Origin of the sequence: Mucilaginibacter sp. PAMB04274, from assembly GCF_039634385.2 — a bacterium.
In the GTDB taxonomy this organism is placed as follows: Bacteria; Bacteroidota; Bacteroidia; order Sphingobacteriales; family Sphingobacteriaceae; genus Mucilaginibacter.
Map to the genome: position 1 here is coordinate 3,878,981 of NZ_CP155081.2, position 18,899 is coordinate 3,897,879.

Consider the following 18,899-nt stretch of genomic DNA (forward strand, 5'->3'; position numbering starts at 1 on the left):
GGTTAAAGATAATGTCCAGAGGTGTGGATATGCAAATCTGCAGATGATTTTCGGTGTGCAGAGGTGATATAATATGGCAAATGTACCGGGAACAAACCAGATCGCTGATTCCACTTTCTATTTGTGATATTTGCACATCCGCACATTTGCATATCTACACATCAAACATTTTGCACGTCAAAAAATCCGCTATCTTTGACGCGCTATGAGTAAAAATACCGACGAACTGTTTAAAAATGTGATTGCCCATGCTAAAGAGTATGGTTTTGTGTTTCCATCCAGTGAAATTTATGACGGCTTAAGCGCCGTATACGATTATGGCCAAAACGGCGCCGAACTGAAAAACAACATCAAGACTTACTGGTGGAAGAGTATGGTGCAACTAAACGAGAACATTGTGGGTATCGACTCAGCCATATTTATGCATCCTAAAATATGGAAAGCCAGCGGTCACGTAGACGGCTTTAGCGACCCTATGATTGATAATAAGGACTCTAAAAAGCGCTATCGTGCCGACCAGTTGCTGGAAGACAAGATAGACCGTTATGATAAAGACGGCAAAACCGACCAGGCTGAGCAGTTGCAAATTGAACTGGATAAAGCCATGAAAGCCGATGACCTGCCCCGCCTGCGTGAACTGGTTATTGAGCACGAAATTTCCTGCCCGGTAAGCGGCACCCGTAACTGGACCGAGGTACGCCAGTTTAACCTAATGTTTAGCACCCAAATGGGTGCTGTGGCCGATGACTCTGACGTAGTATACCTGCGCCCCGAAACTGCACAGGGTATATTTGTAAACTACCTGAACGTGCAGAAATCGGGCCGGATGAAAATCCCATTCGGTATTGCACAAATTGGTAAGGCTTTCCGTAATGAGGTTATTGCCCGTCAGTTCATCATCCGCATGCGCGAGTTTGAGCAAATGGAAATGCAATTTTTTGTTCGTCCTGGCACCGAAATGCAATGGTATGAGCACTGGAAACAAGCCCGTTTGAGGTGGCACCTGGCCTTAGGTACCCACAATGCAAAATACCGCTACCACGACCATACCAAGCTGGCGCACTACGCCAATGCTGCTGTTGATATTGAATTTGAATTTCCGTTCGGCTTTAAAGAAGTGGAAGGCATACACAGCCGTACCAATTTTGATTTAAGCCAACACCAAGAGTTTTCGGGTAAAAAAATGCAATATTTTGATCCGGAAACCGATCCTGAAACCGGCAAACCTTATGGCAACTATATACCCTATGTAATTGAAACATCCATAGGTTTAGACCGCATGTTCCTGCTTACGTTGATGAATGCCTACGAGGAAGAAGACTTGAGCACCGATGAAAAGCAGGACAGCCGCACCGTATTAAGATTACACCCATGCCTGGCGCCGGTTAAAGCCGCTATTTTCCCGCTAACCAAAAAAGATGGTTTGCCCGAAAAAGCGAAAGAGATTATGGACACCCTTAAGCTGGACTTTAACCTGCAGTTCGAAGAGAAAGACGCCATTGGCAAGCGGTACCGCCGCCAGGATGCCATTGGCACGCCATTTTGTATTACGGTAGATCACCAAACGCTGGAAGATAATACCGTAACCATCCGTCACCGTGATACCATGGCCCAGGAACGCGTTCCGGCCGACCAACTGGATAAAATCATCGGCGATCTGGTAAGCTGGAAGAACGTATTGCAATAACAAACCCCAAGCACTCGTCAAAGGACGGCTTTGAATAGCATACTTGTTAAGACCTGTCATCCCCAACCATGGTGACAGGTCTTTTTTGTTAGCTCATCGCTTGAGATTTTTCGTTAATACTCAAAATGACAGGTCTTATATTTAAGTAATTCCCGCACGGTCTCCGGGCTGCTCTCATTGCCAATCGACTAGAGCCGTAGAGTGGCTATGCGAGCAGCAGCAACCAAATTATAATTTCACAAAAAGCCTGGTGATAGTTATCATTGGGCTTTTTTATCACTTGTTTTTATCAAAGATTTTGTGGTACTTCAAACAAACCTTATTAAAACATGAAAATATTTTTCAGCTTCCTTATTGCCGCTATTTTTTGCACTGGCAATAGCAAAGCACAAGACACCAGAATAGCCCGCGCTCAGAACCTGGCCTGCGGATGCCTCGATAGTTTAAAAAGCCTGCCCTTTAAGCAACGGGCCGATTCGTGCCTGAGTAAATCTGGTGCACAAGCACTATCAGAAGGGATGAAAAGTGGTACTAAAGTACCAACAACCGTTGAAGGTATGCGCAGTTTCCTTGCCAGTGTACAAAAGGAAGTTTATAGCAGTTGCCCAACTTATAGGCAGGGGTATAACGAAGAACAGATGAAATTTTATGAAGCCTTGTCGGCCAACCCCGAAGCCAAAAAGCTTTATAGTAATGGCGGCAATTTAATGGATGCCCAAAAATGGGATGAGGCTATTGCAACTTATGAAAAAGCAGTAAAGCTCGACCCCAAGTTTGCCTATGCTTATGATAACATAGCCATCTGCTACCGAAAAAAACAAGACTATAAAACCGCCATCAAGTATTACCAAAAATCGCTTGAAGTTTTCCCGGCAGGTAACCTGGCGTTGCAAAATCTGGCAGCGGTATACTCCTATGATAACAACAATACCGAGGCCTTAAACCAGTATAATAAGCTAAAGTACCTATACCCGCAGGATGCAGAGGGCTACTTTGGCGCAGGTAAACTTCAGGCTATTGCAGCTAACTATGAAGTTGCTTTAGATGATATTTTTACAGCACACCTGCTTTACGCAAAAAATAATTCGGCCTATGTTAAAGACAGCCAGCAATTGGTTGCTTATGTATACACTAAAATGAAAGCTAATAACCAGGAGGATGCCTTTATGAAGAAAGCTAAGCAATATAATATCAACATCAATACTTCTGGTGCAAATAAATAAGACTGAAGCAACACCGCATTGAATAACAAAAGCTACCCTAAACAGGTAGCTTTTGCTATTTCAAAACTTTACAGGCTGTTATTGCTTATGTAAGTATTACGTACCATTATGCAAACCAAGCAATACCCATTTTACCTTCAGGCCACGGTTATACTATTCGGGCTTATTCTATTTGTTTATGTGTTATCAATCCTGGCCGATATACTGATACCGCTGGCTTTTGCAGCTTTTATTGCCATATTACTGAACCGGCTCGTTAACCGCCTGCAAAAGATAGGTGTACCCCGGGTACTGTCTATTGTTATATCGATGCTCATTGCCATCGTATTTATTGGCGGTATATTTTATTTTCTTTCAGCACAATTAGCCTCATTCGGTTCCACTGTACCGGCTATGAAGAGTAAGTTTTCGCAAGTAGTTACTGATGTTCAAAAATTCATCTTTCAACATTTTGGTGTGGATACCCAGCGCCAAGGTAAGTTTATAAAGGATACTGTTAACAACAGCAAGGCCTTGGTTGGTCAAACCATTAACACAGTGTTAGGCACGTTAAGCCTGATATTCCTGATTCCGGTTTATGTGTTCCTTATGCTATTGTACAAAACTTTAATCATCAACTTCCTCTTCGAAGTATTTTCAGAAGAAAACTCTGCGAGGGTAGCCGAAATTTTGCAAGAAACCAAGGCAGCCATTCAAAGCTATATTGTAGGCCTGCTAACCGAAACTTTAATTGTGGCCATCCTTAACTCTGCTGCTCTTTTAATACTCGGGGTTCCTTATGCCATATTGTTGGGCGTAATAGGCGCTTTGCTGAATATGCTACCTTACATTGGCGGCTTAATTGCCATAGCTTTACCTATTTTAATGGCTACTGTAACTAAAGACGGCTATACCACACAGTTGCTGGTGATAGCTGCCTACCTTTTCATTCAGTTTATTGATAACAATATACTCGTCCCTAAAATCGTGTCGTCGAAAGTTCAGATCAATGCATTAATATCCATTATCATTGTTTTGCTGGGTGGCGCATTATGGGGTATATCGGGTATGTTTTTGTCGATACCTTTTATTGCAGTACTCAAAATCGTATTCGACCGTATAGACGACCTGAAACCCTGGGGTAAACTATTGGGCGATAACGTACCTACCCGAAATATAGGGCAGATCTGGCTACGTCGCAGACAACGGGTAAGTACTCCGGCACAATAAAAGTCAATAGGAAAACTGGGGTGTTCAATTAAACTCTTGGCAGAACACTGTTGAACACCCTGAAGATGCAAACCCGTCTTTTTATACTTAACAACGATCAGCTCACTGACGCAACTTTATTATTAAGCTGTAGAACCTTGAATCAGCGGGTATTGAAAGCCCACCAAAAGTCGACTTGTTTAAGCAGCATCAACGCATCAAAAAGATCATCACTGCAAGACGTTATCTGAATTTAAGTACCACCGTTTTACCTGATACACCTTCCAACAATGGCTTAAAGATAGTCTGCGCACTTTCGCGGGCTTTGCCGGTGATGTTCATTTCGCGGGCATTATCGCCCAGCCGCTTTTCGGCAAGTTTGTAAATATCTTCTATCATGGCCTTGGTGGTACTTGGCAGTATCACTCCACTTACGTCATATACTTTTGATCGTTGATGATCCAGCTTAGTGTAGCAAATTTCGGGCTGTGGTAAAACTACTGTAATGCGGTTGTCCGAGCTGTCGCGGGTAATGTCCTGCTTGCGCACTTTCGTTAAATCAATACAGGCGGTCACCTCCCCTACAGCTACAAACAGCACCCGCTCATCAGGCAGCAGGGTATGTATTTGCTTTTTTTCGAGCACATCTTTCATACTGTACTTAACCAGTTCAAGCTTACCCATGCTGGTTATCTTTTCTACCATTACATCCTCAGTCACCTCGGTACGTACGGCCGTAAACTGGTGCTTCATGTAAAAAAACAGGAAGATAAGAAAGCCAATGATGACAAGTGAGGCGATTAAAGTAAGGGGCGTTCTGGAACGGGTCATGATTTGAATGGATTTGCTATTACTGTAAAGCCTTTTTAGTGCGATATTGTTTAGACCCCACACCACCAACATAGTTTAAACTACCTGATAATAGTTATATAGCCCGATAGTACTGGCTCACCCGCCTTTGGATCTATAGCGTAATTTAATAAACCCCATCCGGCAGTGGGCTGTGTTAACAGGCATTAACGAAATTACTTTGTCAACATCATAATTTTGCAGGGTAGTATACGATATATTAGGCGCTTGGGCATGTGCACAACAGAAAATAGAAGAGATATAATTAAGCATGATGACCGCACAACCATGTTGCCGGGCATGCTGCTTCTGAAAGGATGGCATAACGGAATGATTGCCCTGATTTAAAAACCAATTCAGACAGCTATAAAGCTCTGGGATGTTTATAAACAACCATGCCGGATAAAGACCAAACTTTACCCGGCATTGCTAGATTATAAAGGTCAGTGTGACCTATATATTTACGTGTTATTAAACGCCGTAAATTACATTGAGCGTAAAAGGCACGCTTAACGCTTTTGATATTATACAGTTCTTTTTGGCATCTTCAGCAACAGCCTTAAACTGCTCTTCAGATACGCCTTCGATAGTATCGGCTTTGAGTTCAAGGTGAATTCCGGTTATGCTAAGGGCAGCCATATCTAAATCAAGCACGGCGGCGGTATCTAAGTTACCCGGGGTAAAACCTTGCTGAGTTAAAGCAGCGCCAACGGCCATAGTAAAGCAACCGGCATGTGCGGCTGCAATCAACTCCTCGGGGTTGGTGCCTACACCTTGCTCAAAACGGGTTTTAAAAGAGTACTGTGTTTGATTTAAAGTAGTGCTTTGGGTGGTTAAGTGGCCACTGCCATCTTTTAAGGTACCATTCCAGTGGGCGGTTGCTGTGCGTTTCATGTTTTAAGTAGTTATGGGTTAAAAATTAGTTCTCACAAAAATCAATGCCATTTGGCGCGCTCATACTGCACTGGCCATTTTACGCTTTCTCCTAACTCATGTGCAGCCCTCAATGCAAAATGCGGGTCGCGCAGCATTTCGCGGGCAAAGAGCACTAAATCGGCTTGTTCTTTTTGTATAATATCGTTGGCCTGTTGTGCCGTGGTAATTAAACCTACAGCACCGGTTAGTATACCGGCTTCGCGTTTTACCTGTTCTGCAAATTGCACCTGGTACCCAGGTTTAACTGGGATGCTTGCTTTGGCTACGTTACCGCCGGTTGAGCAATCAATCAAATCTACACCTTTTTCTTTTAAAATTACAGCCAGCTTCACCGAATCCTCAGCCGTCCAGCCGCCTTCTGTCCAGTCGGTTGCCGAGATGCGTACGAACAACGGATAGTCCTTCGGCCAAACTTCCTGTACCGTTTCCGTAACTTCCAGTAACAGGCGTATGCGATTCTCAAACGAGCCGCCGTACTCATCGGTACGCTGGTTGCTTAACGGTGAGTAAAACTGGTGCAAAAGGTAACCATGTGCAGCATGTAATTCGGCCACTTTAAATCCAGCTTCAACGGCACGCAGGGTTGCCGCTTTAAAATCGGCCTTTACTTTTTCAATACCTGCTTTATCCAATTCCACAGGCGCTTCTTCCCCATCAGTAAACGGCAGGGCGCTGGGAGCTACGGTTGCCCATCCATTTGCCTGATTACTTGGTATTTGCTTACCGCCGGTCCAGGGTTCGCTATGGCTGGCTTTGCGGCCGGCATGTGCAAGTTGTACACCGGCTACACAGCCTTGCTGTTCTATAAAATCTATGATTTGTTTAAGGCGGCTTATGTGCTCATCTTTCCATATGCCTAAATCAGCAAAGGTGATGCGACCCTCGGCCGATACAGCCGTTGCTTCGGTAATAATTAACCCGGCACCACCTGTGGCCATGCTGCCCAAATGTACCAGGTGCCAGTCGTTAGCAAAGCCATCCTCACTGGAGTACTCGCACATTGGCGATACAGTTATACGGTTTTTAAGCTCTACGCTTTTAATTTTTAGAGGTGTGAATAACGTTTTCATTGTAACCCAAATGTATAGCAATAACCCACGCAACAAATTAGTGTTTGAACAGATATACCAATACTTGAAATTGAAATGATAATATAGCCGAACAATTACATAAGCTTTACAGTTGATAAATCATGAGCATTAAAACGCAATACGTTAATTTGAACATAGCCAATGGTAGCGGCATGCTGGCCTACACCGCCAAACCATATACTACTAGCGCCGGTACACCGGCCATTATTGTTTTACAGGAGGCGTTTGGCGTAAATGGCCATATACGTAAAGTAACTGAACGCTTTGCACAAGAAGGCTACATAGCCATAGCGCCCGAGCTGTTTCACCGTACAGCCCCTGAAAAATTTGAGGGCAGCTATGACAACTTTCCGGCCGTAATGCCGCACATGCAGGCACTAACGCCCGAAGGACTAACAGCCGACTTACAGGCCGCTTACCAATGGCTTACCCAACAGCCGATTGACCAAGATAAGATTTACAGCGTGGGTTATTGCCTGGGCGGGCGCGTATCATTTTTAGCCAACGCCATATTGCCGCTTAAAGCTGGCGTATCCTACTACGGGGGTGGCGTAGATCAGTTGGCCGACAAAGCGCCAGACCTACACGGCCGTCATCTGTTTTTTTGGGGTGGTAAAGACCAGCACATCAAGCCCGAAAACATCCAAAATATAATACAAGCGGTAGAAAACGCCGGCAAGGATTATGTGAACGTAAAGTTCTCCTACGCCGACCATGGTTTTAACTGCGATGAACGTGCCAGCTACAACGAAGCCGCATCAAAAGAAGCATGGGCGCTCACGCTGGCTTTTTTGAAGAATAATTAGTTATTATAGATAGACCTGTCATTTGCAGTGTTAATGAGAATCTTTCAGATGCGATTAATTTGTTTTCGAAAAGACCTCTCCCTGCTATTTGAGGTGACATAACTAAATTAGGATAAATATAGGGCCCTCCTTACTGGTGAGGGTTTCGGAGGGACGGCAATTGAGCACATATACTACATTAATAATCCTTAGCGGATTAGTCATTTTTTCGTACCTGTTCGACCTCATTGCCGGTAAAACCAAAATACCGTCGGTGTTACTGTTGCTCTTTCTGGGTGTGGGCATCAGGCAGGGGTTAGATTATTTTAATATTAAACTGTTTGATCTTTCAACCATATTACCAACCCTCGGCACGCTAGGATTAATACTTATTGTTTTTGAAGGTGCACTGGAGCTAAAGTATTCGCCGGCTAAAAATTCGGTTATTAAAAGATCCTTTTTTTCGGCATTAATTATTCTGTTGGTTACCACCTTCAGTATCTCCTGGCTGCTTTATGAGCTAAGCGGGGGCGATTATTACCGATGCTTTGTAAACGCTATACCATTCTGCGTAGTAAGCTCAGCCATTGCTATACCTTCGGCATCCAGCATCAGCAAGCATAAAAAGGAATTCATTATTTACGAATCGTCTTTTTCAGACATTCTTACAGTAGTGCTGTTCAACTTCATGCTCAGCAATCAACATATTAATGTAGGTTCATTTGCCAAACTAGGGGCCGAATTGGCCACCATAATGGCTTTTGCGCTTGGCGCTTGTTTGCTCCTGCTTTACCTTATTGGCCGCATTACGCACCATGTTAAGTTTTTTTTGATTATTGCGCTACTCATCCTGGTTTATGCCATTGGCCAATCATACCATTTATCCTCACTTATTATTGTATTGGCACTTGGGCTATTCCTTAACAATGCCGACCAGATACGCCTGCCCTGGTTTCGAAAGTATTTTATTTACCATGGTCTTAGTATCGACCTAAAACAACTACTGCAACTTTCAGCCGAGAGCGCTTTTCTGATGCGAACGTTCTTCTTCGTTATTTTTGGCTTTACGATGGACATTTACCAATTGCAAAAGTGGTCGGTACTTATTATAGGCGGCCTTATCCTGGTAGCTATTTATTTAATCCGTTTTCTATATATAAAGCTGGTATCCAAAACCGACCTGATGCCCGAATTGGTAATTGTTCCACGCGGATTGATCAGCGTACTACTCTATTATAACCTGCCCCCTGCCCTGCGCCTCCCTGGTGTAGAAACGGGTCTGCTTTTCGTAGTTATTTTGGCCACTAGTATAATCATGAGTATTGGCCTGTTTGCCTATAACCGAAGGGTGGGTAAAACGGAGTTTGAAAATGTTTGATTGTTAAGTCGAGTAGTGAACACGACACGTTCAAGCTTATTTGGGATGGGTGCGTTCAACAACTACTTAACTACCCGACCAATCAACTACTCACTAAACTTATTATCTTCGCCTCATGGCCACTAACCAAGCTAAACAACGAATTGAGACCTTAACAGCTGAGCTCAAACAACATAATTACAACTATTATGTGCTGGCCCAGCCTACTATATCCGATTATGATTTTGACCAGTTGTTGAAGGAACTCACCAAACTGGAAAAAGAATTCCCTGAATATGCCGATTCGGAATCGCCCACACAACGGGTAGGCGGAGAAGTAACCAAAGAGTTCAAAACGGTAAAACACCGTTGGCCTATGCTCTCATTAGGCAATACTTATAATAATCAGGAACTGCTGGATTTTGACCAACGTGTACGTAAAGCCATAGGCGATAATTTTGAATATGTAGTGGAGCTAAAGTTTGATGGCCTGAGTATGAGCATGGCCTACGAGCAAGGCAAGCTTGTACGTGCCGTTACGCGTGGCAACGGTGTAGAAGGCGATGACGTTACCACCAATGTGCGCACTATACACAGCGTACCTAAAAAACTGGCGCCGGGTCACTATCCCGACTTTTTTGAGATACGCGGCGAGGTACTGATGCACCGCAAGGCATTTGAACGGCTTAATAATGAGCGTATAGAAAAAGGCGAAATAGCTTATGCCAACCCACGTAACTTTGCCTCGGGTACCATGAAATTGCAAGATTCGGCCGAGGTGGCCCGGCGTCCGCTGGATTGCTTTTTGTATTTTTTGTATACCGAAAAGCCATTATTTAAAACCCACTGGGATAGCCTGCAAGCTGTTAAAAGCTGGGGCTTTCATGTAAGTGAACACACCCGTTTATGCAAAGGCATGGATGAAGTGCTGGCTTTTATAAACGAGTGGGAACAAAAACGCTTTGACCTGAGCTTTGATATTGATGGCATTGTAATTAAAGTGAACAATTATGCACAGCAGGAAGAACTGGGCTTTACTGCCAAAGTACCACGCTGGGCCATATCCTATAAATACAAGGCTGAACAGGTAGAAACCCTGTTAGAAAGCGTAGCCTACAACGTAGGCCGTACGGGTGCGGTTACACCTGTAGCCAACTTAAAACCGGTATTACTGGCCGGCACAACCGTAAAACGTGCCACCTTGCACAATGCCAACGAGATACTACGGCTTGATTTACATGAGGGCGACTCGGTATATGTGGAGAAAGGCGGAGAGATTATACCCAAAATCATCAGCGTAAACCCTAATAAACGCAACCCCGATGCTAAGCCGATAGCTTACATTACCAACTGTCCATCGTGCAATACGCCGCTGGAACGCAAGGAAGGCGAAGCGGCATTTTATTGTCCTAACGACGAAGGTTGCCCACCCCAGATTGTAAGCAAGATGCAGCACTTTGTGGGCCGCCGGGCCATGGATATAGACGGACTGGGGGATGAAACCATTGAGACCTTATATCAGCATGGTTTCCTTTCCCACATCAGCGATATTTACGAACTGCATTTGCAGGCCGACTCGCTGAAGAAGATGGACCGTTTTGGCGAAAGATCAATCACTAACATGCTGGCGGGTATCGAAAAATCAAAAGAAATGCCTTTTGAGAAGGTACTGTTTGGCTTGGGCATACGCTATGTAGGTGAAACGGTAGCACGCAAACTGGTAGCCCACTTTAAAACCATTGAACGCTTGCAAGCCGCCACCCTGGAGGAGCTAATTGCTGTGGAAGAAATTGGCGAACGCATTGCCCAAAGCCTGGTTGAATACATGGGCGGCGAGGTACACCAACAGGAATTGCAAAAACTAAAAACGTTGGGCCTGCAATTTGCAGCGGAAGAAAAAGAAGTAACGCTGCAAAGCGAAAAGCTCTCTGGCCAAACCTTCATTATATCGGGTGTATTTGAAAAATACTCGCGCGATGATCTCAAAGAAATGATTGAGCAAAACGGCGGCAAAATACTCAGCAGCATATCGGCCAAACTCAACTACCTGGTAGCCGGCGATAATATGGGCCCTGCTAAACTTGAGAAAGCAAACAAGCTCAATATTCCGATTATAAGCGATGATGAGCTATTGAAGATGATTGAGTAGACGTATGCAGAATGTGAAGTGACTTTGAGTGGTTTTGAAATAGTAAGTACCAGGGCTATTCCATTGGTAAAAGCAGCCGGATCTCCTTGTATAAGACTCAGACTTGAACCTGGGCACGCCGAAATACGCAGCGTTAACTTTAACACATTTTAACAAGGCACATCAACGAATTTTCGCATCTTTAGGGCACACCCCTAATCATAATGAAAAGTACCTTATCACTGCTCGCCTTTCTATTGTTATGCGTTAACGCACTGGCCCAAACCTTCACGCTGAGTGGAACGGTTAAAGATAATACCGGCCAGCCCATACCGTTTGCTACAGTAGTCATTAAAAATACAAGCAAAGGCTCACCGGCCAATAGTGATGGGCAGTATACCCTTACATTGCCTACCGGCAACTATGATTTATTGTTTAAGGCTATTGGCTACCGGCAAGAAACACGTCAGATTAGTTTAAAAGCAAACCAAACTATTGATATCCAGTTACAACCCGAAGCTTACCAGCTGCAAAACGTAGTGGTAAAAGCCGGCGCCGAAGATCCGGCCTATGGCATTATCCGCAAGGCTATTCGCAAGCGTAAAACTTACCAAAACGAAGTTAAGTCATACACATGCGATACTTACATTAAAGGCTTACAGCGACTATTAGCCGCGCCCAAAAAATTTATGGGACGCAATGTTGATGACTTTGCCAAGCAAATGGGGCTCGACTCAAACCGTAAAGGTATTTTGTACTTGTCCGAGTCTGAATCTAAACTGAGTTACCTGCGGCCTAATCAGTATCATGAGGAAATGGTCTCCTCCAAAGTATCGGGCAGTAACAGAGCGTTCAGCTTCAACCGCGCATCAGATCTAAGCGTAAACTTTTATGATAACCTGCAAAACTGGGAAGGGTTGAGCAACCGGCCACTCGTATCGCCCATTGCTGATAATGCTTTGTCGTTTTACAATTATAAATATATGGGTGAAACGATCGAAAATGGCGAAACCATTAACCGTATACAAGTAACACCAAAGCGCCGTTACGAGCCTGCTTTTGAAGGCTATATTTATATTATAGAAGACAGTTGGCGCATTCACAGTATTGATGTGTTCCTGACCAAATCATCGGGCATTAATTTGCTGGATACTATTACGGTTAAGCAGCAATTTATTCCAGTCGAAAAACAGGCATGGATGCCATCGTCAGTAAAATTCGAATTCAGGGGAGGATTTTTCGGATTTAAGTTTGGCGGCTATTATGTGGCTGTATATAAAAATTACAACATCGATCCGCCATTTAACAAGAAAACCTTTGCCGAAGTAATGAAAGTAACGGCCGGCGTTAACAAAAAGGATTCGACCTACTGGCAGCAGGCGCGGCCCATACCCTTAACCGACGAAGAAAAGACAGACTATCAAAAGAAAGCTGTACTGGCCCAAAAACGCGAATCAAAGCCTTATCTGGACTCATTAGATCGTAAGTTTAACAAGGTATCTGTTCCACGTTTCTTGTTGTCGGGTATAAACATACGTAACCGTTACCAAAAAACATATTTTAGCACTCAAGGGGTTCTGGGTTCCATGTTGTATAATACGGTTGAAGGCTTTGCCATAAATTACGGCGCTACCTACACACGGCAGATTGATAGCTTAAATAACAAATACCTGCGCCTCGGCGGCCGCATACGCTATGGCTTTAGTAACCATTTGCTGCATGGAAGTGTTAATGCCGTTATACCGGTTAAAAGCTTCACCATTGGCGTTAACGTAGGTTCGGATGTGGTGGATTTGAACAACATGGAGCCATTAACACCATCTATCAGTACATTTTCCAGTCTGTTTTACCGCAATAACTTTCAGAAACTGTATGATAAGCATTTTGCAGCGATCAGCGTGTCGCACCGGCTGGCTGGCGGGCTAACAGCAACGGCCAGCGCCGAGTATGCCGACAGGCGCTGGCTGGATAACACATCGTTTTACAGCTTTTTTTACCGCGACAGGCAATACACATCCAACAACCCATTTGTGCCAGCAATGGAAGGGGTGCCACTGTTCGAACGAAATCAGTCGTTTAAAATCGGCGCCAGGCTAAGCTACAATTTTAGCAACCGCTATGTCACCTATCCAACCGGGCGTTATTATTTGCCGTCCGAATACCCTACATTAACACTTAATTATACTAAGGGCTTAAAAAACGTGCTGGGTTCTGATGTAGATTTTGACCTGCTATCGGCCAGCTTAACTAAACAGGATATTAGTTTAGGATTGTATGGCAAGCTGTCATTTTATGTTGGCGCAGGCAAATTTTTAAATAACAACAGGTTGTATTACATCGATTACAAGCATTTTTTGGGTACGCAAACCAGAGTATTTGATAATTCGGTTAACTCATTTCTATTGCTCGATTTTTACCGCAATAGCACGCCAAACCAATATGCAGAGGGCCATATAGAGCAAAACTTTGGCGGCATTGTGCTGAGTAAAATACCGCTTATACGCAAGTTAAAGTTGCAGGAATTGGTACAGGTAAATTACCTGCATACACCGGCACTCAAAAACTATACAGAAGTAGGCTTGGGAGTAAGATATTTGAACTTTACATTTATGTACGGTCGCACATTAAATGGAGGTGGACGCGAATCATCAGCGTTCCGTTTTGGTGTTAAGTTATAGCATGCAGTTTAACCGGGTACCGGCTTCCGGTTTATGAAACATTTACAGAATGTTATGATTTAAGTAGCTATGAAAACGCTATCTTAGCACCCCTTTTAATAATATAGATGGAAATGTTTCACGGAACCGGAGTAGCTATGGTAACTCCGTTTGATGCCAATGGCCAGGTTGATTACGCAGGCCTTGAAAATTTAATTGATTACCTAATTGAGGGTGGTATTAACTACCTAGTATCATTAGGTACAACCGGCGAGAGCGCCACTTTAAATAAGGAAGAGAAGAAGAAGATATGGGCTTTTACGGCCGAAAAAGTCAATAAACGTGTAAACCTGGTAGCCGGCATTGGCGGCAATAACACCCATGAAGTTGTTGAAGCCGTGAAGGAGTTTGATACCAATGGCTATGACGCTATCTTGTCTGCAAGTCCTTACTACAACAAACCTACTCAGGAAGGCATATACCAACACTACAAGGCCATTGCCGAAAGCGCTGCGCTGCCTATTATACTTTACAACGTACCCGGTCGTACGGGCAGCAACGTAAGTGCCGAAACAACCGTTAGGTTAGCCAATGATTTTAAGAACATTATAGGCACAAAAGAAGCCTCTGGTAACTTTGATCAGTTTAACCAGATCATGCGCGATAAGCCGGCAGATTTTCTGTTCATATCAGGCGACGACCCGGTAACCCTGCCAATGATGGCGATGGGTGCGGTAGGCTTAATATCGGTTATAGGCAATGCTTTACCTAAAGAACTGTCGGCCATGGTTAATACCTGTTTAAGCGGCAACTTTAAAGCAGCACAACAAGGACACTATGAACTTATTGAGTTTACCCGCCTGATGTTTGCCGATGGAAGCCCGGGCGGTATTAAAACGGCCTTAAAACAGTTAGGGGTTTGCGGCGATGCACTTCGCCTACCATTGGTACAAGTAAGTGAACCGGTTGCAAATAAAATTGCCGCCGAACTAAAGAATATTGTGGGATAAGTAGTCTCCCCCTTTCAACATAAAACAAAAAAGCCTGCTAAGCAGGCTTTTTTGTTTTATGTAAACGTTTGTATAAACTGGCAAACATACCAGTGCTGATCTTGTAAACAAAATAATAAACTTAAAAAAGCCGGCTTGTGAGCCAGCTCTTTTTATACTTTACTAAGTAAAGACTCCGCTTATTTTTCAGCTTTGTTTTTTGACTCTTGAACCTCAAGACGGATAGCTTGCGCTAAGTTCTTAAGGTCTTGCATTCCTTTACGTACGCGGGTACCAGCAGCGCTGTTGCCTTTGTTGTAAAATTTGTCAGCATCGCCTTCTAATGATGCAATAAGTTCTTTTACTTCGTTAAATTTTTCCATTTTGAATTACTCCTTTAAAGATTGAGGTTAATTGTTTTATCTAAGGCTAATCTAAAGCGTTTTTTCGAATAAAAAAATATCTAAACCCCAAAAAGTGCGTTTAAAGCACTTTTTAAGCACTTTTTAATTTAAGCAGCCACTTTGGTTGAATTCTATTATCAATAGCATCCAATAAATTCGAAATTGGTAACGATACAATCCATTAATTGAAAAGTTTTCACGTATTTGGTACCATTTCAACGTCAGCATGAAGCTAAAATTACACAATTGAGGTTTGCAAAGGCGTACCTGCTAAATAAGTAAGCAGTTAGCAGTAACAAAAAAAGCCTTGCATGTACGGCAAGGCTTTTTTATTACTATAGTAATTTAATCAGGCAATCGCCATAGAATCTTCTTTGTAAACCCCTTCTTTTAGCTTTTGTGCTACTTCACTGTAAGCATCAAGCGTGCGCTGCACATCTTCTAAGGAATGCGTTGCAGTGGGAATAAGCCGCAGCACGATCAGCCCCTTTGGAATAACCGGATATACGACGATTGAACAAAATATACCGTAGTTCTCACGCAAATCGCGGGTGAGGCTTGTGGCTTCCAATAACTCACCTTTCAGAAATACCGGTGTTACCATCGTATTGGTATTGCCAATATCAAATCCACGTTCTTTTAAGCCGGCTTGCAAAGTATGGGCAATAGTCCAAAGCTTTTCGCGCAGTTCGGGTTTTGATTTAAGCAGTTCGAAACGCTTTTGTAAACCAATAACCATAGGCATAGGTAATGCTTTAGCAAACGTTTGCGAACGCATATTATAGCGCAGGTAAGCAATAATATCTGCTTTAGCCGCCACGAAAGCGCCAATACCGGCCATCGATTTAGCGAAGGTACCAAAGTATACATCCACACCTTCAATACAATCCTGCTCCTCATGTGTACCTGCACCAGTTGGTCCCATGGTACCAAAACCGTGTGCATCGTCAATCAGCAAACGGAAGTTGTATTTATCTTTTAATGCTACAATCTCTTTCAACTTGCCTTGCGCGCCCGACATACCAAAAACACCTTCGGTAATCACCAGTATGCCGCCACCTGTTTGTTCAGTTAGCTTGGTGGCACGCTCCAGTTGCTTTTCAAAGCTTTCGATATCATTATGCTGGTATACATAACGCTTGCCCATGTGCAGGCGTACGCCATCAATAATACAGGCGTGTGATTCGGCATCGTACACTATCACATCATTACGGTCAACCAGTGTATCAATAATAGATACCATGCCCTGGTAACCGTAGTTAAGTAAGAAGCCAGCTTCCATGCCTACAAATTCGGCCAGTCCTTGCTCTAATGATTCGTGCTCTTTGGTATTGCCAGACATCATGCGGGCACCCATCGGGTAAGCCATCCCATAGTCGGCGGCAGCTTGGGCATCGGATTTGCGAACCTCCGGATGATTGGCCAAACCCAGATAATTGTTCAGGCTCCAAACCAGGTGTTCTTTGCCATTAAAATTCATATGTGCCGATATTTCACCCTCCAGTTTTGGAAACGAGAAATAACCGTGCGACCATTTCTGGTGCATCCCAATAGGACCACCTAAGTTTTTCGATATCTTGTCAAATAAATCCAAAATGCGTCTCTCTAATCGTTAAATATCTACGCAAATATAGTGCTAAAAGTGCAGGGTAGCAATCGTTATAACTTATTATAATAGCTTATAACTAATTACTTAGGCTAAATAGCTATTGTTTAGTGAATTTATTGAGATTTGCCATACGTGATTAATTGAATGGTATTATGCTAACACTTGAAAAACTGTGATTTAGATAAATATAAAGCATATAGCGTTAACATTAAAAATCTGTATTTTGCTTTAAAGTATCAACACGACCTTATTATGAAAACTCACATTCAGGAAGTATTGCAATTAACCCAACAACATCTGGAGACCTTAAGGCAGGAACTTGTAACCGATTTAAATAGTGTGGTCAGAGGCGATTATAGCCTGTACAAACACCACACACCTAACGACATATACCTAATTGATATTGAAATTTTTGCGGACGGATACAGGCCTGTTGTTTACCTTATGGATCAGGATGAAACACAGTTAGGATTTAAACCTCTTTTGGCCAGTTACCCCGACGGAGTGCTGAGTGGCTATGACTATGACCTGGACTATGACAGTTATGATTTAAGCGACCAGGAAATAGATGATTTTTACGAAAAGCAAAAAGACCTGTTTATAAACTGGTTCATACAATGCTGGGCAAAAGTTGACAACTCCGGCTTGACAAAGCCCGTTTACCTAATGATGCATGATGATGCAGAATCATTTGATTTGCGCCGCAATAAATGGGCAAATGATGACGAAAAGTGGGGGTTAGCTATTGCAAAGCTGTAGGCTAAAATTGTAAGGCATGGCCGTCGATAGACTGGAAGTTTTTCCAACAACTGTTCCTTTTTGGAGAACAATGCAAAAAGGAACAGTTGTGACCATCACATTCAAAAGCGCTTTCACAGTCGGTAATTAGAAAACCTCGGGCTTTCTTCCGGTCAGTATTAAATCCAAATCTTTAATTCTTGTCTCTTTTCTTTTTCTATAAAATTTATTTACCATGTTTGGGTAAAAGATAATTGCCATAACTGCAGGGAGTACCAGTAAAAACAGGGCTCCTCTTAACAGCCAGTACAAACCTGCACCTTCGCTAAAAAGAATATTATTGTAATAATTGTCATAAGGATTAAAGTGCCCGCCTACTATAGCTGCTAAAAACGCGCGAACTATAAGCATGCCAAACCAAAGCCCTAAGCCAACCAGAGCATATTTTTTAAAAATGGCTGCCCGCAAAGGTGGCTCCATATACTGTTCAACGGGTCTCTCTCCTATTATCTTGCCAGAAATATCGTCCATGTAAACATCATAAAAAGTATCTCCGTACATGCAGGACAGAGACCAGCATGGCAGATAAAAAGCGTTAGCCGCCTCCAACTCGTAGGTTAAGTAATGCTTAAACAAACTTGAATCTTTACCGTATTGGTTGCTTAACTGAACATATACACTGTTTGCCACACTTAAGTTGCCGTAGGTGTTCCAACAGGAATTACGATCAGCAATTTTGTTTAATGTTACGCCGTCAGTTTCAACGTCGTCAAATGGAACAATAAGACTTTTATCGATTGATGTTACAAAGTTACTTATTACGCTTCCTTCTTCTTCAGCTTTACCGCCATAAGCGTATATCGAGAATGCTCCGCTTAAAGGCTGGTCGGCTCCATCAACTTTTCCTTTTTTGTTTAATGCATTAAAATGGCCCTTGTATTTCCCTTCGAAATACCATAGTGGAAAATAAGCCTTCTCCAACTCAAAATCGGCAGATAATATATCAGTAGGCGTTTGGTCACCCTCAATTATCCAATGCAATAATTTGCTTTTAACCTCGGTTATGTCTCGCTTAAAGGGAATGCAGCCCGCATTTGAGGTTTTAGAGCCTGCGCTGACTGGCTTATTACCGGCTTTAATTTTATAAGCATTGCCACAATACTCACACTTGTTGGCATGCGTTGCAAAATTGTAAATAAGCTTAGCGCCGCAGCCGGTACAGTGCAATACTTCTTCAGTTTCCTTAATGTTCATTTAT

The 18,899-nt window shown here is 43.1% G+C and carries 15 protein-coding genes; 9 read left to right on the forward strand and 6 right to left on the reverse strand.

Features of this window, described 5'->3' with window-relative positions; translation table 11 throughout:
* Nucleotides 1-205 precede the first annotated feature (205 nt).
* The 3 genes from ABDD95_RS16280 (at nt 206) to ABDD95_RS16290 (ending at nt 4,119) form a co-directional block, all read left to right on the forward strand.
* Nucleotides 206-1,687 (forward strand): glycine--tRNA ligase, encoded by a 1,482-nt coding sequence (locus ABDD95_RS16280; protein ID WP_345948394.1) that lies wholly within the window; start codon nt 206-208, stop codon nt 1,685-1,687.
* Nucleotides 1,688-2,016: 329 nt separating this feature from the next.
* Complete coding sequence (locus tag ABDD95_RS16285) at nt 2,017-2,910, forward strand: tetratricopeptide repeat protein (protein WP_345948395.1); 894 nt, start codon at nt 2,017-2,019, stop codon at nt 2,908-2,910.
* 108 nt (nt 2,911-3,018) lie between these two features.
* Nucleotides 3,019-4,119, forward strand: a complete 1,101-nt coding sequence (locus tag ABDD95_RS16290) for an AI-2E family transporter (RefSeq protein WP_345948396.1) — start codon at nt 3,019-3,021, stop codon at nt 4,117-4,119.
* A 222-nt stretch (nt 4,120-4,341) separates the two neighbouring features.
* On the opposite strand, the gene ABDD95_RS16295 is transcribed toward ABDD95_RS16290, so the two are convergent.
* The 3 genes from ABDD95_RS16295 to namA form a co-directional block, all read right to left on the reverse strand.
* Nucleotides 4,342-4,929, reverse strand: coding sequence for a DUF4230 domain-containing protein (locus ABDD95_RS16295; protein WP_345948397.1), 588 nt, complete (start codon nt 4,927-4,929; stop codon nt 4,342-4,344).
* A 489-nt stretch (nt 4,930-5,418) separates the two neighbouring features.
* Complete coding sequence (locus tag ABDD95_RS16300) at nt 5,419-5,841, reverse strand: OsmC family protein (RefSeq protein WP_345948398.1); 423 nt, start codon at nt 5,839-5,841, stop codon at nt 5,419-5,421.
* Nucleotides 5,842-5,882: 41 nt separating this feature from the next.
* Nucleotides 5,883-6,953, reverse strand: coding sequence for an NADPH dehydrogenase NamA (gene namA / locus ABDD95_RS16305; protein ID WP_345948399.1), 1,071 nt, complete (start codon nt 6,951-6,953; stop codon nt 5,883-5,885).
* 122 nt (nt 6,954-7,075) lie between these two features.
* Between namA and ABDD95_RS16310 the strand changes: the two genes are divergently transcribed.
* From ABDD95_RS16310 to dapA, 5 genes are all read left to right on the forward strand, one after another.
* Nucleotides 7,076-7,780, forward strand: coding sequence for a dienelactone hydrolase family protein (locus ABDD95_RS16310; protein WP_345948400.1), 705 nt, complete (start codon nt 7,076-7,078; stop codon nt 7,778-7,780).
* Nucleotides 7,781-7,940: 160 nt separating this feature from the next.
* Nucleotides 7,941-9,137 carry a cation:proton antiporter gene (locus tag ABDD95_RS16315; RefSeq protein WP_345948401.1) on the forward strand — a complete coding sequence of 399 codons (1,197 nt, stop codon included), beginning with the start codon at nt 7,941-7,943 and terminating at the stop codon, nt 9,135-9,137.
* Between the two features lie 115 nt (nt 9,138-9,252).
* Nucleotides 9,253-11,265, forward strand: a complete 2,013-nt coding sequence (gene ligA / locus ABDD95_RS16320; protein WP_345948402.1) for an NAD-dependent DNA ligase LigA — start codon at nt 9,253-9,255, stop codon at nt 11,263-11,265.
* A 203-nt stretch (nt 11,266-11,468) separates the two neighbouring features.
* Nucleotides 11,469-13,922 (forward strand): DUF5686 and carboxypeptidase regulatory-like domain-containing protein, encoded by a 2,454-nt coding sequence (locus tag ABDD95_RS16325; RefSeq protein ID WP_345948403.1) that lies wholly within the window; start codon nt 11,469-11,471, stop codon nt 13,920-13,922.
* 107 nt (nt 13,923-14,029) lie between these two features.
* Nucleotides 14,030-14,911, forward strand: a complete 882-nt coding sequence (dapA, locus tag ABDD95_RS16330; RefSeq protein ID WP_345948404.1) for a 4-hydroxy-tetrahydrodipicolinate synthase — start codon at nt 14,030-14,032, stop codon at nt 14,909-14,911.
* A gap of 179 nt (nt 14,912-15,090) precedes the next feature.
* On the opposite strand, the gene ABDD95_RS16335 is transcribed toward dapA, so the two are convergent.
* Nucleotides 15,091-15,273 (reverse strand): histone H1, encoded by a 183-nt coding sequence (locus ABDD95_RS16335; protein WP_345948405.1) that lies wholly within the window; start codon nt 15,271-15,273, stop codon nt 15,091-15,093.
* Between the two features lie 370 nt (nt 15,274-15,643).
* On the reverse strand, nt 15,644-16,888 hold the full coding sequence (locus ABDD95_RS16340) for an aminotransferase class I/II-fold pyridoxal phosphate-dependent enzyme (protein WP_345948406.1): 1,245 nt from the start codon (nt 16,886-16,888) through the stop codon (nt 15,644-15,646).
* Nucleotides 16,889-17,155: 267 nt separating this feature from the next.
* On the opposite strand from ABDD95_RS16340, the gene ABDD95_RS16345 reads away from it, so the two are divergent.
* Nucleotides 17,156-17,662, forward strand: coding sequence for a hypothetical protein (locus ABDD95_RS16345; RefSeq protein WP_345948407.1), 507 nt, complete (start codon nt 17,156-17,158; stop codon nt 17,660-17,662).
* A gap of 126 nt (nt 17,663-17,788) precedes the next feature.
* Here ABDD95_RS16345 and ABDD95_RS16350 read toward each other — a convergent pair whose 3' ends face one another.
* Nucleotides 17,789-18,895 carry a hypothetical protein gene (locus ABDD95_RS16350; protein ID WP_345948408.1) on the reverse strand — a complete coding sequence of 369 codons (1,107 nt, stop codon included), beginning with the start codon at nt 18,893-18,895 and terminating at the stop codon, nt 17,789-17,791.
* Nucleotides 18,896-18,899 lie beyond the last annotated feature (4 nt).